This window comes from Timonella senegalensis JC301 (assembly GCF_000312125.1).
GTDB lineage: Bacteria > Actinomycetota > Actinomycetes > Actinomycetales > Cellulomonadaceae > Timonella > Timonella senegalensis.
The window spans coordinates 96,748-110,755 of sequence record NZ_HE978645.1 but is presented as its reverse complement, the minus strand read 5'-3'; the positions used below and the strand labels follow the sequence as shown (position 1 = coordinate 110,755).

Annotated in this window: 14 protein-coding genes; 7 read left to right on the top strand and 7 right to left on the bottom strand. The window is 62.9% G+C overall.

Going from position 1 to position 14,008, the window contains the following annotated elements:
• Positions 1-128 precede the first annotated feature (128 nt).
• Positions 129-668 (bottom strand): gluconokinase, encoded by a 540-nt coding sequence (locus HGSM_RS13335; RefSeq protein WP_019149268.1) that lies wholly within the window; start codon positions 666-668, stop codon positions 129-131.
• Between the two features lie 140 nt (positions 669-808).
• Positions 809-1,504 (bottom strand): DUF4232 domain-containing protein, encoded by a 696-nt coding sequence (locus HGSM_RS13330; RefSeq protein WP_081581489.1) that lies wholly within the window; start codon positions 1,502-1,504, stop codon positions 809-811.
• Positions 1,505-1,657: 153 nt separating this feature from the next.
• On the opposite strand from HGSM_RS13330, the gene rlmC reads away from it, so the two are divergent.
• Entirely contained in the window at positions 1,658-2,809 is a 1,152-nt protein-coding gene (rlmC, locus tag HGSM_RS13325) for a 23S rRNA (uracil(747)-C(5))-methyltransferase RlmC (RefSeq protein WP_326550048.1), read from the top strand.
• Positions 2,806-3,411 (top strand): shikimate kinase, encoded by a 606-nt coding sequence (locus HGSM_RS13320; RefSeq protein ID WP_019149265.1) that lies wholly within the window; start codon positions 2,806-2,808, stop codon positions 3,409-3,411. Before rlmC ends, HGSM_RS13320 begins: the two co-directional genes overlap by 4 nt.
• Here the strand turns inward: HGSM_RS13320 and HGSM_RS13315 are convergent.
• Positions 3,404-4,006 carry a pentapeptide repeat-containing protein gene (locus tag HGSM_RS13315; RefSeq protein ID WP_019149264.1) on the bottom strand — a complete coding sequence of 201 codons (603 nt, stop codon included), beginning with the start codon at positions 4,004-4,006 and terminating at the stop codon, positions 3,404-3,406. The genes HGSM_RS13320 and HGSM_RS13315 overlap by 8 nt on opposite strands.
• Before the next feature lie 277 nt (positions 4,007-4,283).
• Here HGSM_RS13315 and HGSM_RS13310 point away from each other — a divergent pair, with 277 nt between their 5' ends.
• Positions 4,284-4,949, top strand: a complete 666-nt coding sequence (locus HGSM_RS13310; RefSeq protein ID WP_081581488.1) for a GNAT family N-acetyltransferase — start codon at positions 4,284-4,286, stop codon at positions 4,947-4,949.
• An 86-nt stretch (positions 4,950-5,035) separates the two neighbouring features.
• Here the strand turns inward: HGSM_RS13310 and HGSM_RS13305 are convergent, their stop codons facing one another.
• A complete protein-coding gene (locus HGSM_RS13305) occupies positions 5,036-5,455 on the bottom strand; it encodes a GNAT family N-acetyltransferase (protein ID WP_040595293.1) in 420 nt (139 codons plus the stop codon).
• 332 nt (positions 5,456-5,787) lie between these two features.
• On the opposite strand from HGSM_RS13305, the gene HGSM_RS13300 reads away from it, so the two are divergent.
• The 3 genes from HGSM_RS13300 (at position 5,788) to HGSM_RS13290 (ending at position 8,144) form a co-directional block, all read left to right on the top strand.
• The gene (locus tag HGSM_RS13300) at positions 5,788-6,981 is read left to right on the top strand and encodes an FAD-dependent oxidoreductase (RefSeq protein ID WP_230197559.1); all 1,194 of its coding nucleotides are present in this window, start codon (positions 5,788-5,790) and stop codon (positions 6,979-6,981) included.
• A 63-nt stretch (positions 6,982-7,044) separates the two neighbouring features.
• Positions 7,045-7,491: a hypothetical protein gene (locus HGSM_RS13295; protein ID WP_019149260.1), complete on the top strand. Its 447-nt coding sequence runs from the start codon at positions 7,045-7,047 to the stop codon at positions 7,489-7,491.
• A 38-nt stretch (positions 7,492-7,529) separates the two neighbouring features.
• Complete coding sequence (locus HGSM_RS13290) at positions 7,530-8,144, top strand: NUDIX hydrolase (RefSeq protein ID WP_019149259.1); 615 nt, start codon at positions 7,530-7,532, stop codon at positions 8,142-8,144.
• A gap of 1,354 nt (positions 8,145-9,498) precedes the next feature.
• Here the strand turns inward: HGSM_RS13290 and HGSM_RS13285 are convergent.
• Genes HGSM_RS13285 through HGSM_RS13275 form a run of 3 tightly spaced genes read right to left on the bottom strand, consistent with a single transcriptional unit; the run spans position 9,499 to position 13,197 of the window.
• The gene (locus tag HGSM_RS13285; protein WP_019149258.1) at positions 9,499-10,470 is read right to left on the bottom strand and encodes a MaoC family dehydratase; all 972 of its coding nucleotides are present in this window, start codon (positions 10,468-10,470) and stop codon (positions 9,499-9,501) included.
• A complete protein-coding gene (locus HGSM_RS13280; RefSeq protein WP_019149257.1) occupies positions 10,467-11,828 on the bottom strand; it encodes a 3-oxoacyl-ACP reductase in 1,362 nt (453 codons plus the stop codon). Before HGSM_RS13280 ends, HGSM_RS13285 begins: the two co-directional genes overlap by 4 nt.
• 10 nt (positions 11,829-11,838) lie before the next feature.
• On the bottom strand, positions 11,839-13,197 hold the full coding sequence (locus tag HGSM_RS13275) for an acetyl-CoA C-acetyltransferase (protein WP_019149256.1): 1,359 nt from the start codon (positions 13,195-13,197) through the stop codon (positions 11,839-11,841).
• Positions 13,198-13,336: 139 nt separating this feature from the next.
• Here HGSM_RS13275 and HGSM_RS13270 point away from each other — a divergent pair, with 139 nt between their 5' ends.
• Entirely contained in the window at positions 13,337-13,990 is a 654-nt protein-coding gene (locus tag HGSM_RS13270; RefSeq protein ID WP_019149255.1) for a TetR/AcrR family transcriptional regulator, read from the top strand.
• The last annotated feature ends 18 nt before the right edge of the window (positions 13,991-14,008 follow it).

Genomic DNA, 14,008 nt, shown 5'->3' with positions numbered 1-14,008 from the left:
AACTCACCGTTGCGGCCAGGATCTCGGCGAAGTTGGTATTGGTGCCGGAAGTGTGCCCGAGAGTCCTCCGCCCAGCGCACAGGGCAGGGGCCTGGCGGGTGCTGGAAGCCAACCAGGATCGTCGAAAATCAGTTGCGGATGGACCGCACCCACGTGGCGGCAGCCGCGGCAATCTCGGCAGCGGGATCGGCGATGTCGAACTCGCGGCCGGGCTCATCCGACTCCAGCAACTCCAAGGTGGCCAGCTGGGACTCCAACAGACCCGTGGGCATGAAGTGGCCCTCGCGGCCGCCCACCCGAGCCGCCAACAACTCGGGCGTGCCGTGCAGGTGCACAAACACGGTGTCAGGTGAACCAGACTGAATCAACTCACGGTATGAGCGCTTGAGCGCCGAGCAGCCAACAATCAGGGTGCGTCCCGAGTCGGCGGCCTCACCCAAGCGCGCACCGATGTCCCGCAGCCACGGCTCACGATCTGCATCGTTCAGGGGCGTGCCGGCCGCCATCTTGTCGATGTTGGACTGAGGGTGCAGATCATCACCGTCCACAAACGTGCCGCCAAGCTCATGCGCAAGGAGCGCCCCCACCGAGGATTTGCCGCATCCGGAAACGCCCATCACGACGACCTGGAACGTGGCTGGCTGGGACGGGGAAGGCTGGCGCGACATCGCGGTCCGATCTGCGTGGGGAATGGCTGGCTAGACGCGATCCTAGCAAAGCAAGCGTGTGGACGGTCTAGGACTGCGGGCCAGCTGCGCGTGTGGATGGGCGCCGACTGACCGCTCGGCCATGTTCGGCTCAGCCCGGCTCAGTCCGTCCGAAACGGTCCCATCCGCACGGTCGTGTCCATCGAAATGTCGAATCCGGTGTTGGGGAGTGGAACCCCCTGCGCGTCCACGAAGTTCCCGGCATCCTGGCTGTATAGCGAGTTCACGGGCCGAGGAATCGGTATCTGAGCATCCGCCAACTGAATAATGAACAGGCTGATCGGCTCGCTCTCCGCGCCGCCTAAACTCCCCGTCCATTCAACGTTCGAGTACGCGGACTCACCCGGCTCCAGAGTCACCAGCGGCTGGTCTGTGGAGTAGTCGATCGGGTCGGATTGCTCCGCCTTCAGCAAAAGCTTATGGCCCCATTCGCCGCGGGCCCCAAACCCTGGGTAGCCCTGCACTGTGCAATCCGTTGCGGATGTGTTTGTGACCGTGAGCCGACCAAACCGGTGCCCCATCGCCGCATCCATGTACTGGATCTCCAGGTCAACCTGCGATGGCGTGCAACTGGCCATTGTGTTGGCGCCTGTGGCGTAGATCCGCAGCAAGTCCGTGAGTTCGCTTGCGGTGAGCTCCTCCGGAGCCGTGTACGGCTCGTCGTTCTTCTCGTCCCAGCTGTACTCGAACTCCGATTCGTGTGGCTCCGGCACACCTCTGGGCACGGCTGGTTCGTCAGCGCAGCCCGCCAGCAGCGCAGCTGCTGCCAGTGCCACAACTGATAATCGACGATTCATCCAGCCAGTCTACGGGCCCCACTTCCGGCGGCGCCTTGTCCGTAAGGGCGGTGCTCTCGGCACTCGCGGGGAGAAGGCGCGGGGAGAAGCCGCGAGGAGAGGGAAGGAGGGGCGGAACAGGCGGGATGCCGGGCAGCTCAAGTTCTTGAGACAATGCTTCCTATGCAATGCCCCCACTTCGATGCAGGCAGGTGTGGTTCCTGCGCGCTCATCCGTACTCCGTACAGCCAACAACTGGCGGACAAGGTGACGCACGCCCAGGGCCTCCTTGCCGAGTACCTGGACGTCGAATGGCTTCCCGCCACTCCGAGCGCGGAGCACGCATTCCGCAACAAGGCCAAGATGGTGGTCACTGGAACCGCCGAGCATCCGGTCCTTGGCATCCTTGACGCCCAGCAAAACGGCATTGACCTGCACGATTGCCCGCTCTACAACGAGCCCATGCACTACCTGCTCGAGGCAATCACTGCGTTCATCACCCGCGCGAACGTGCAGCCCTACGACCTGAAGACCAAGCGCGGCGAACTCAAGTACGTTCTGGTCACGCAGTCCCCAGACGACGAGTATATGGTCCGGTTCGTGTCCCGCTCGCAAGAGCCCGTGACCAGGCTGCGAAAGCACTTGCCTGAGTTCCTCGAGTCCCACCCGCAGGTAGCGGTGTTCTCGGTGAACATCCAACCCGAGCACAAGGCGATCCTCGAGGGCGACCACGAGATCATCCTCACCGAGCAGCACACCCTCACCATGCGCGTGAACGACATCCCGCTGCACCTGCGCCCACAGAGTTTCTTCCAAACCAACACGGACATCGCCGCCGCTCTGTACGATCAGGCCCGCCAGTGGATCGCGCACGAGCGGCCCGCTCACCTGTGGGATCTGTTCTGCGGTGTTGGCGGGTTTGCGCTGCACCTGTCCCCGTTTGCGGACAGGGTCACCGGAATCGAAATTAGCGAGGACGCAATCGCCTCAGCCGACCTCACCGCCGAAACCCTGGGCATCACCAACCTGCACTTTGACGCTCTTGACGCCACCGCGTTTTCCCGGGAGCACAGCGGGACGCAAGGTGAGGGCGGGCCGGACATGATCGTCGTGAATCCGCCCCGCGGGGGTATCGGCCAGGAACTGGCCGGGTTCATCGAAGCCAGCCCCGCCCACACGGTCGTTTACTCCAGCTGCAACGCTGTGACGCTGGCCAAGGACCTCGCACACATGCCGAGCCTGCGACCTGTGGCGGCGCGCGTGCTGGACATGTTCCCCCACACGTCGCACTACGAGGTCATCGTGCTGCTGAAGAGGGCCGCATGACCGGGCCGACTACGCCGGCCGCGCCCGCAGGCCCGTGGCTCGTGCTCATTGGGCCCGCGGGGGCCGGCAAATCGACGTTGGGGATGGCGCTCGCAGAGCTCGCTGGGCGTGAGTTTGTAGATATCGACGAGGCCGGCGTCCCGTTTTATGAGGAGATGGGCTGGCCTGTGGCTAGGATTTTTAGCGATTCTGCGCGGCTTGGGTGGATACCCACCGAACGTGCGTGGGAAGTTGCGCGGGCACACGCGGTCGAGCAAGTCGTGGCGCGCTCGGCTGGCGCCGTCTTGGCGCTGGGAGCCGGGCACACCAACTACACCAACCCGGAACTGTTTTCACGCGTGAAAGCAGCGTTGGCGCAGGCCGAACACGTGCTGTGGATCGAGCCCCATGCCGAGCCGCAGGAATCGCTGCGACTCTTGCGCGCGCGCAATCTGGTGGAGCGCGAACGCGACTACATCCAGGACGGGCACGACATTCTAGGCGAGTGGCTCACGGACGCCCAGGCACGTTCGCTGGCCACCGCGCGCCATTACAACCACGGGAAAGACGTGGCTGTGAGCGCGGCCGAGGTCATCGCAGTGATTACCGGCGCTGCTACTTGAGGGAGATCCCCAGCATCGTGGCAAAGCTGGGCGCCAAATCAGCGAACTGCTCGGGGCTCATGATGGTGCCCTTGAGTCCGGAGATGTCGGTGACGCGGGAGATGCGTGCGCCGCGCAAATCTACCTTGGTGCACGTAGCGCCGGTGAGCACAAGGTGCTCGATGGTGCAGTCCTCAAACACCACAGACTTGGCTGTGGCCGCGGACAGGTCGAGTTCCTCGATGGCGCATCCCACGAACCTCACCGTGTTGAGCCTGGCGCCGCGAAGGTTGAAGAACCCAATCTTGGCCACTTCAAACCGGCCGCGCGTCCACGAGGTCCCGAAGGCCTGAACCCCGCCCAGGCGTGACTGGGAAATAGTCACATCCTGGAGTCCCGAGTCCACAAACGAGACCTCAGGCGCGGACAACCCAGTGAACACGACATCGGAAAAGTGGCACGCGGAGAATACCGTGCCGTCCATCGAGCAACCGGAGAACTGTGAGTCCAAAATCCTCAAACCGTGCTCGGAAAAATCTCCAAAGTTGAAGCCCTCGGCCTCCGCGCCCTCGATGTAACCGCCGGACTCAATTAGCTCGTAAACCTGTGCGCTCATAAACACGAGTCTATGTCCCCAAAAAATGCCTCATGAACTCTTGCCGAACGCACGGGTACAGCACGTGTTTTCGGTCTCTTTCCCGGGCGGGTTATCTGACGAGGCCCGACAAGCCACAATCCGCTAGATTTCAATGAAACTGAGGTGACTTGTCGACAATAATTCACGCCAAATTTGGCGTGCGCCACACGGCGCGAGCCCCCGCGGATGGGCGGCGGTTCCACACGCCCAAATTCACCACTTTCGCAGGGTGCCAAACGTGTGATTTCATATCGCTGTGCAACATGAAATTGTCCTCGAGGGACACGGCTTCCGGTTGGAACCTTTGTCCCAGGCGCACGTCGGTGCGCTGGCTGAAATTGTCGACCACGAAATGTGGGCCGGCATGAGTACGCCCACCCCTGTTGGTGAAGTTGGTATGGCCAACTACATCGAGGATGCGTTGTCTGCCAGTGATGTTTTGCCGTTCGCTGTAGTCGATACCGTGAACGGCGAAGTAGTTGGTTCTACAGCCCTGTGCGGCGTCAACGTGGAGCAGGAGCGCCTCGAGATCGGCCGTACCTTCTACGCCCGTTCGCTGTGGGGCCGCGTGGTCAACCCCGCCTGCAAGTTCCTCCTCATGGAGTACGCGTTTGAGCAGATGGGTACCTACCGAGTGTCCATGCGCGCCGACTCCCGCAACACCCGCTCGATCTCCGCGATCACCCGCCTTGGCGCAACGTATGAAGGCACCCTGCGCGGCTTCCGCATCGCCCCGGACGGTTCGCGCTGCGACTCTGTCTCGTTCTCCATCCTTGAGCCCGAGTGGTTGCAGGTCCGTGAGGGCCTGCTCGACCGGCTCGACCCATTGCGTAACGTCTCGGGAATCAACTGGCCCAACCCGGACAAGCTGTTCGGGCAGCGCGCGGGAGACCTCGTCTCCGACGGTGCGCCGGAGGAATAGGCTCACCTGCACGGGGCTGTGAGTACTTTTGGTGCAAAAGAGCAGGGATTGCTGCGCTCACTTGCACGAAAAGTGCTCACACCCTGCTAAAGCAGCCGCACGAACGACCGCAGCGGCTGGGGCTCAACGTCGTGAACCTCGGTCATGCCGTGCGCCTCGTAGAACGAGCGCTGGGCGTGATCGGAGTCTGTGAGTAGCACGAGCTGGCGGATGTGCTTGGACCGCTTCTTGATTTCCTCCATCAGTGCGGTGCCCACGCCCGTGCGGTGCGCCTGCGGCAGCACGAGGATGTCTTGAAGGTACGCGATAGTGCAGTTGTCGCTGATCACACGGGCAAGCCCCACGAGCGTTCCCGTATCATTCCTGGCGGACAGCACGTACGTGGAGTTGCGGAGCGCCTCCATGAGTAGGTCGGGGTCCTTGGTGTAGGAGACCCACCCCACCGACGCATACAAGTCCAGAGTTTCATCAAGGTCTGGAATTTCCTGCTTCACTAGAACGCTCATGCCCCCACACTTCCACGTCTTGGGGGCTTTCTCCACTGGAATACCTTGTCTCCCTTGTGCACTCAACTTTTCGCACGAGAGTATTCTCTAGCCCACTCTCGACATCGAGAGTGGGCTAGAGAATACTCTCGTTTGGATTTTCGACGATCATGGTTGCCTGCCAGCATCACCCTGCGTCCCAGCACCACCCGGACACTCCGCTTCACCTCGCCTCCCCAACTCCACCTCGCCTCCCAAGCACCACTCGGACGCCGAGCGCACCTCACTCGCACCAGCGGAATACTCCGGCGAGATGACCGGTTCCAACGAATGTGAATGCAAACGCAAGTATCTTGAGTGGGTCGGGCACGATCGTCGAGAATCAGGGGCGCGAAAGCGCCCAACTGAAGGTCGTGGTGATCGGCGCCGGGCAGGCGGGACTGAGCGCGGCGGCCACGCTGCTGCGTAAAGGGCTGCGGCCGCACACGGACTTCATCGTGCTGGATGCGAATGAGGGGCCAGGTGGCGCGTGGCGGCACCGTTGGCCCTCGCTGACGCTTGGTAAGGCGCACGGCATTCACGATCTGCCCGGGCTGGAACTGGGCACGCCGGACCCAATGGAGCCGGCCTCGAGTGTTGTGGCCAGGTATTACGGCACCTACGAGAGCCAATTTGGGTTGCCCATCGTGCGGCCCTACAAGGTCATGAGCGTTCATTCCACACGTGAAAACGATCTGACAGCACCACTCGTGGTGAGCGCACGCAACGTGGTCACGGGCGAGGAGTCTGAGTGGACTACGGCCTCAATCATTAACGCCACGGGCACCTGGGACCAGCCGTTCTGGCCGTACTACCCGGGCATCGAAACGTTCGCCGGACGCCAGCTGCATACCAAGGATTACTGCTCCGCTGACGAGTTTGAGGGCAAGCGTGTGCTCGTGGTGGGTGGTGGCGCGAGCGCCGTCCAGTTCCTGATTCCGCTGGCTGCAGCTGGAGTGGACACGGTGTGGTCGACCCGCCGCGCGCCCGTGTTTGGCGAGCGGGACTTTGACTCTAACTGGGGGATTGAGGTGGAGAAGTCGGTGCGTGAGCGTACCGAGGCTGGCCTGCAAACCCTCTCCGTGGTGGGCGCAACCGGACTGGCGCTGACCAGCGAGTATGCGCAGGCCATCGAGCAGGGAGTGCTCATCTCGCGCGGCCCGATCACGCGGATCCACCCCGATGGCGTGGAGTTCATCGGGGTTCCTGCGGAGCTTGCAACTCAGCCGAACGGCGTGACCCCACACACCATGCCCGAGTCGGTCGGTGGATTTGAACAGGTGGATGTCATCCTGTGGGCAACCGGATTCAAGCCAGCACTACGGCACCTGGCGCCGCTCGGACTCCGCACGCCCTCCGGCGGCATCGCAACCGATGGTACCAAGGTGTTCGCCGACCCGCGCGTGTACCTCGCCGGATACGGCGCAGGCGCCTCAACGATCGGCGCAACACGCACGGGTCGTGCGGCGGGCGCAGGGGCGGCTAAGTTCGTTGGTGTGGGCGGCTGATCTCGAGATACAGCGACCGGGGGCGATAAGGTGGAGCAGAGACTCCCCTAAGTAAGGACCCACATGGACAACGCCGTTGGTATCGCCAGCATCCTCCTCGTCATCGCCGCGCCTGGTTGGGGCATCTCCCGGGTCATCGCAATCCGCAAGGCGCGCGCAAATGATCATGAGGTCGGCGAGGAAACGCCTGGCCAGCGCATCGCGTGGTGCATCATCGTCATCCTGCTTGCTGTCATCGTTGGCGCGATCACGATCCTGAACCCGGTCCTCATTGGCGAGTCCCATAACTTCTCCTCGCTCCGCACCGCACTGACCGGTCTGCTCACGCAGTCCGTGGGCGCGTCTAGTGGCCAGCGTGCGTTCGCGTTCGTCCAGTCGTTTGGTGTGGCCGCGCTTGTTGGCGTGGTTGCGTGGCTCGCGATCCGCAGCGGTAACCAGATCACGCGCACCGCGATCGCGACCTACGGCGTAACGGCGGACTACGCCGGCGAGGAACCGACCGGCAAGTAGCGCCCGTTCCGCCGCGGCTGCGGCGGTAGTGTTGTCGGGTGAGTAACCAGCAGCCCCCACTTCCCCCTTCGTCCGCACCCGCGCCAACTGCTGCGCAGTTTGCCGCAGCTGCGCTAAAGATTTTCGACGATTGGGTTGCGCCAGTCGCATCCCAAGAGTCCCTGCGCGATGAGTATGCCCAGTTCGTTCGCGAGCGTGGAGGCGCGAGCGCGCGCCGAGAAGGCGGACCGCAGCACCTCACGGCCTCGTCCTTCGTGTTCAACCACGACCTGACCAAGCTCCTGCTGTGCTATCACAAGAAGGGCCAGTTCTGGGTCCAGGTTGGTGGGCACATTGAGCCCGGCGACCCCGATCTGGCTGGGGCTGCGCTGCGCGAGGCGCAGGAGGAATCTGGGATCATGGAGTTGGAACGGCTCTCAGACTTCCCGTGCGACCTGAACCGTCACGACCTTGGCTCGGCGTTTGGTAAGTGCAGCACCCATTGGGATGTGGGCTTCGTGTTCCGTGCGCCCGAGGGCGTCCAGCCCGTTGTGAGTAACGAGTCCGAGGATGTTGCGTGGTTCCCAGTGCATGAGCTTCCGGAGAACGTGCCGGCTGCGGACTTTGCGGCTCGCGTGGCGTACGCGCTTGGTGCGGTGAGCTCCACCCGCTGAATTTTCTGAATAGCGGCACTAGGTGTTCTACGACTCCCTCCCTTCGGATCGAGAGTATTCCTGAGCCCACTCTCGACATCGAGAGTGGGCTCAGGAATACTCTCGATTGAGTGGTTGGGGAGGAGAGACATGAGCTTGAGGGATGCAATGCAATAGAAAAGGAGCCAGCGCTGCAGTCGCTGGCTCCTTCCGCAATCTCCTCGGACGCTCGTAGAACGCTAGGTTGCTAGAAACACAAGGTTGCTGAGAAACACTAGGTTCAGGCGAATCGTACCGAGGAGACCGCCTGGGGTTCATTGCTGTGAACCAAGATGTGGCCTCCTTTCGATCGAAACTTCGGCCCCGCACATCGCGTGCGGCTGCCCTGACACGATCAGCGTACGCGGCCCGAAAAGTCGCGTCCACCGATTTTCTGACCTGCACAAACACCATCGCAGCGAGCTGTCTATGCAGGACCAGACCTGCTGTGTGGCCGAACGCAACGGCCGCGTCCGACCACACAATTTTGTAGACCCGCCCCGTGTCTCGTCATCGGAACTGGGCAGGCCGCTAGACCGTCAGCGTATGACTGGGGTCGAGGCCTTCAGCCATGCGAGGCGTGCAGCTTCCGACTGCTCTGCCAAGAGCTGAGCCCGCTCGGCCCCACGTGTGTGGCTCTCAACTGGAACCTGTTGATGAACAGCGCGAGCCTGAGGCGGCGCGCCGAACCGCTTAAAAATAGACATGGTTGTACCCATCATGAAGTGAAGTGAAAACTAGGGTGCGCAACTCAAGGGCAAAGAGGTTGCTGCCTAGGGAAGCGCGAAGTTGCGGCAAATGCCGGCTTGGGATGTGACCGCTGGCGCATATGATGCGCGGCCAAGAGCACGATCTCGAATCTCAGATCCGAGACGAGGTGATCCGAAGGATCTACCGTCCACCCTTTTGCTGCTGGCGTGGGCGCTGGACCATTCGGGGTGCTGCTGTGGCCTGCTTGCGCGTCTGGGACACATTTGTTCCGGCAAGGCGCTTGGCTGACTTACTCATTGGTGCACTCCTTCCTGGTGTTGCGGGTTTGACTCGCTGTGGCCGCTCTGTTCGGCCTAGCGTGTTCGTACTCCTTCACACTACGAACACGTGATTCCCAGCGTCCACTTATTTTTCTTTGTTTTGATTTCTTTTCAGGAGACATCTCCTACGGGCGCACGAGGTTCTGGCTGACGCGCAACAACCAGAACCCGCGCCGCTTGTCGCGGCCGTTACACAGTCGACTGCCGACAGGCATACGTGGAGGGGCCAACCGATCTCAATCGGTTGGCCCCTCCACGTATGCGCGCTGTCCCGACGCGCACCTGTTTCCCCTCTAGCGAGTGCCCTAGCCTAGCGGCGTGATCTTCCCGGTGAAGTGCACCTTCCCGGATTTCCCATTCCATCCCGCGTAGGTGACGGCGCCGGTGCCACCAACACCTGCGTCGCCGCGGATGGACACGTCCACCTTGCCCGGCAGCAGCACGGGCTTTGCAAACTCCACCGTCCATTCGTAAGCATCGGGCCGCATGCGCCCCGCCTCGGAGAGAGCCCGGGCAGCGGTGTACATGCCGTGCGCAATGGCGCGCGGGAACCCGAAGGCCTTAGCCGTGAGCGCCGACATGTGGATCGGGTTCCGGTCACCCGAGACCGCCGCGTACTGGCGGCCGATCGAGCCGCCCAGCTGCCAGCGACCCGTGGGCAGCGGCGCCGAAAACTCGGCCCGATCAATCTGGCCAGACTCGTCCCCGCGCCCCACCAGATACTTGCCCTTAGCCAGGTACGTTGAGACCCCTCGCCACACAACCTCCTCGTCCGCGTACGCCTCCACCACGAGCTCAACGGACGTTCCCTTTGCGTGCCCAGTCATGTTTTGCGCCCAAGCCAGGATGTTGAGTTGCTCCCCGGTGCGGATGGTTCGCGCCACACTCACCGAGTTCCGCAGGTGCACCATGCCCATCACCGGCAGCGGAAACTCCGCCGACACCATGAGCGCCATCGCCACCGGAAACCCCAGCACGTGCACATACCCCGCGGGCAGCACGTCGCTGACCGGCTCCCCAAGGAGCCTCTGATAATCGACGATATGGCTGGGTTCCCCCTTCACCCCACGCACCAGGTAGGTGACGTCGGGCAGGCGGAGCGTACTGGCCTCTACGGTCGGAACCGCCGATTTCCCAAACGGAAGCTTGGAGCTCACCGCGCCCGCGATGTCGTGGGGGGATGGAAGAACGGCCTTGCCATACAGTGCCGTGAGTCCGGGGACTGACGGCAGCTCAACGACTCGCGATGGCCTGTTGGCGGGTGTCAGTACGCTCATGCGCCCACCATATTCTGGCCGCAGACGCGCACGGTTACGCCGCTGATGCCACCCGAGGCGGGGGACGCCAGGAACGCGATCGTCTCTGCCACGTCCACGGGCTGTCCACCCTGCTGCAGGGAGTTCAAGCGGCGGGCAACCTCTCGGGTGGCGAATGGAATCTTGGCGGTCATCTTGGTCTCGATGAACCCGGGTGCCACGGCGTTTGCGGTTCCTCCGCGCTCGGCAAGGAGCGGCGAGGTAGAGGCAACCATCGCGATGACTCCCGCCTTTGAGGCGCCGTAGTTGGTCTGACCACGGTTGCCGGCAATACCGGACGTGGACGTGAGCGAGACAATGCGCGGCGCATTGGTGAAGTGCTCGGACGCCAGCAGCGCCTCGTTGATGCGGAGCTGCGACTCGATGTTCACAGCGATCACGGAATCCCACTTGGCGTTATCCATGTTGGCCAGCAGTTTGTCACGGGTGATACCCGCGTTGTGCACCACGATGTCGATCCCACCGTGCCTGGCCACAGCGTGTTCGATGATCTGTGCGCCGGCGTCGGGGACCGTGATGTCGAGCTGGAGCGCGGTGCCCTTGATCCTGTTTGCGACCTTGGACAAGGATTCACCGGCGGCGGGAACATCGACCGCCACCACTGTTGCTCCGTCGCGTGCCAGGGTCTCTGCGATGGCGGCGCCGATGCCCTGCGCGGCGCCCGTCACCACGGCGACCTTGCCAGCGAGCGGAGCCGCCCACGACTCGGGAACCTGACCAGCCTCGGACGAGACAGCCACGATTTGACCGTCCACGAACGCGGAACGGGAGGACAGGAAGAAGCGCAGAGCGCTCAGTGCGGAGGGGCTGGTAGCCGCACTATCGTCGGTAATTGAAATGGCGTTAGCCGTGGCGCCCGCGCGCAGCTCCTTGGCGAGCGAGCGCATGGCGCCGATCGCGCCGTTGCGCGCAGCGGCAACGGCAGGGGACAGACCGGCCGCGGCCGGACGGGTCACAAAGATGACGCGGCCGCTGGAAGCGACCGAGCGGAGCTGGGAACCGAGCGCGAGGATCGGTTCGGACAGGTCGCCGGGAGCGGTGACCTGCGTCAGGACAACGACAATCGCGGCCCACTTGGAACCCGAGGGTTCGACGGCCTGCCGGCGGACGTCGATGGACTCCGAGGAACCTGCACCATCCAGCAGGTAGGTGGCCACTGCGTCCGCATCGGAACCGGAACCCACAACTAGAACAGGGCCGGATACGAGTGCCTGACCGGCCTTGAAGCGGCGCAACTTGGCCGGCTGGGGCAGACCCAGCTTCTTGGCCAGCGACTTGCCGAATCCGCCGTTCACAAATGCGGTGTACTTGTCAGTCATGGTGCGCCTTTCAGTGAGCGGATTCGATGATTGCGGTTGCGCCAAGGCCGCCGGCCGCGCAGACGGAGATGAGCGCGCGGGCGGGCTTGCCAGTCTCGGCGGCCTTCTGGGAAACCAGTTTGGCGGCGGTCGCGATGATGCGGGCGCCGGTCGCGGCGAACGGGTGGCCTGCAGCCAGTGAAGACCCGGCCACGTTGAGCCTTGCGCGGTCCACGGTTCCGAGCGCTCCGTCGAGGCCAAGCTCGGTGCGGCAGTACTCCTCGTCCTCCCACGCTGCGAGCGTGGTCAGGACAGTGGAGGCGAAGGCCTCGTGGATCTCGAAGAAGTCGATGTCGTCCAGGGTGAGGCCGTTGCGCTTGAGCAGAACGGGGACGGCATGCGCCGGCGCCATGAGGAGGCCCTCGTGGCCGTGGACAAAGTCCACGGCAGCGGTCTGCGCGTCAACAAAACGGGCTAGGACCGGAAGGTTGCGCTGCGCTGCCCACTCGCGGGTGCTCACAAGCACCGTGGACGCGCCGTCGGAGAGAGGAGTGGAGTTTCCGGCGGTCATGGTCGCGGGGGCCGACAGGGAGTTGCCGAACACTGTCTTGAGGGAACCCAACTTCTCTGCAGTGGAGTCCGCGCGCATGTTCTGGTCCGCAGCCAAGCCCTTAAACGGGGTGACGAGGTCGTTGAAGAAGCCCTCGTCATACTTGGCAGCCAAGTTCACGTGGGAGTTCAGCGCGATCTCGTCCTGAGCCTCGCGCGAGATTCCCCACTTGGCGCTCGTGATGGCCTGGTGCTCGCCCATGGATAGTCCCGTGCGGGGCTCATCGGTGCGCGGGGTTGCTGGGGAGAAGTCTGCGGGGCGGATCGAGGCGAATGCCTTGACGCGCTGGCCGAGCGACTTGGCGTGCGAGGCCTTGAGCAGGGCCTTGCGCAGGCCGTCCGACACCGCGATGGGGGCGTCGGACACTGTGTCGGTTCCGCCCGCGATGGCGGAGTCGATCTGGCCCAGGCGGATCTTGTTAGACACAGTGATGAAGGCTTCAAGGCCCGTGGCGCATGCCTGCTGTAGGTCGAATGCGGGGGTGGCGGGGGAGAGCGACGAGCCGAGCACACACTCACGGATCAGGTTGAAGTCGCGCGAGTGCTTGAGGACGGAACCACCCACGACCTCCCCGATGGTCTCGCCCTGCAAACCGAACCGAGCTACGAGTCCCTCGAGCGCGGCCGTGAACATCTCCTGGTTCGAGGCATCAGCGTATTTGGTTCCGGCCTTGGCAAACGGAATGCGGTTGCCGCCAACGATGACGGCGTCCTTCAGAGTGGGGGACTGAACGGTGCTGGACTGAGCGGTAGTTGGTGCCTTCTCAGGTGAAACGGCCACGGGTTCTCCTCGCGTCTTTGCTAAGTGTGAATTGCTGGGGTTTCTTGCGGGTGATCTTTAGCCGGCGGGACTTAGGTCTATTGAGTTGGACCGCCGCGAGATCTTTATAGAACTCAGAGTACCTGATACTCTGAGTATCGTGAGTTCAATCACGGAAAAATCAACGGATGACGGACGCTCCACCCGATGGGAAGGGCACCGTGCACAGCGGCGCGAGGAACTAGCTCGAGCCGCGCGCAAGGCTGTTCACCTCCACGGGACCGACATCTCCATGGATGACATCGCAACATTTGCGGGCACCTCGAAGTCGATCGTCTATAGATACTTCAATGACAAGCCCGGACTCCAGCGGGCCGTCGGTGAAGCAGTCATGCAGCAGATCCACGAGTCGCTCGCGGTTGCGGCCACCCAAGCAGCCACCCCCAAAGAGGCGCTGCGGTCCATGGTTGCTAGCTACCTAGGAACCATCGACCACTCTCCCAACGTCTACTACTTCATCACGCGAGACGCGCCGGGTCTACCCTTGCTCGACTCGATGATTGAGATCGTGGCCTTCCCATTCGCACAGGAAATGAAGGTCCCACTCTCCGAAGCCCACGCCTGGGCGGCAGGAGCAGTGGGGTTTGTCCGCGGAACCGGCGAATGGTGGCTCGAAGCAAAGAGCGCTGAGGACGCCGACCTCACGGCACTGCCAACACTTGATGACCTCACGGAATCAATCACCACTTGGCTGTGGTCAGGACCGGTCATGGAACTGGTCCGCTCCCGCACACACCACACCAAAACCACATAAATATAGCCAACGTCAAAG

Excerpts from the sequence above, each read along its gene's own strand:
- HGSM_RS13335 (WP_019149268.1), bottom strand. The coding sequence starts at position 668 with ATGTCGCGCCAGCCTTCCCCGTCCCAGCCAGCCACGTTCCAGGTCGTC.
- HGSM_RS13330 (WP_081581489.1), bottom strand. The coding sequence starts at position 1,504 with ATGAATCGTCGATTATCAGTTGTGGCACTGGCAGCAGCTGCGCTGCTG.
- rlmC (WP_326550048.1), top strand. The coding sequence starts at position 1,658 with ATGCTTCCTATGCAATGCCCCCACTTCGATGCAGGCAGGTGTGGTTCC.
- HGSM_RS13320 (WP_019149265.1), top strand. The coding sequence starts at position 2,806 with ATGACCGGGCCGACTACGCCGGCCGCGCCCGCAGGCCCGTGGCTCGTG.
- HGSM_RS13315 (WP_019149264.1), bottom strand. The coding sequence starts at position 4,006 with ATGAGCGCACAGGTTTACGAGCTAATTGAGTCCGGCGGTTACATCGAG.
- HGSM_RS13305 (WP_040595293.1), bottom strand. The coding sequence starts at position 5,455 with ATGAGCGTTCTAGTGAAGCAGGAAATTCCAGACCTTGATGAAACTCTG.
- HGSM_RS13295 (WP_019149260.1), top strand. The coding sequence starts at position 7,045 with ATGGACAACGCCGTTGGTATCGCCAGCATCCTCCTCGTCATCGCCGCG.
- HGSM_RS13285 (WP_019149258.1), bottom strand. The coding sequence starts at position 10,470 with ATGAGCGTACTGACACCCGCCAACAGGCCATCGCGAGTCGTTGAGCTG.
- HGSM_RS13280 (WP_019149257.1), bottom strand. The coding sequence starts at position 11,828 with ATGACTGACAAGTACACCGCATTTGTGAACGGCGGATTCGGCAAGTCG.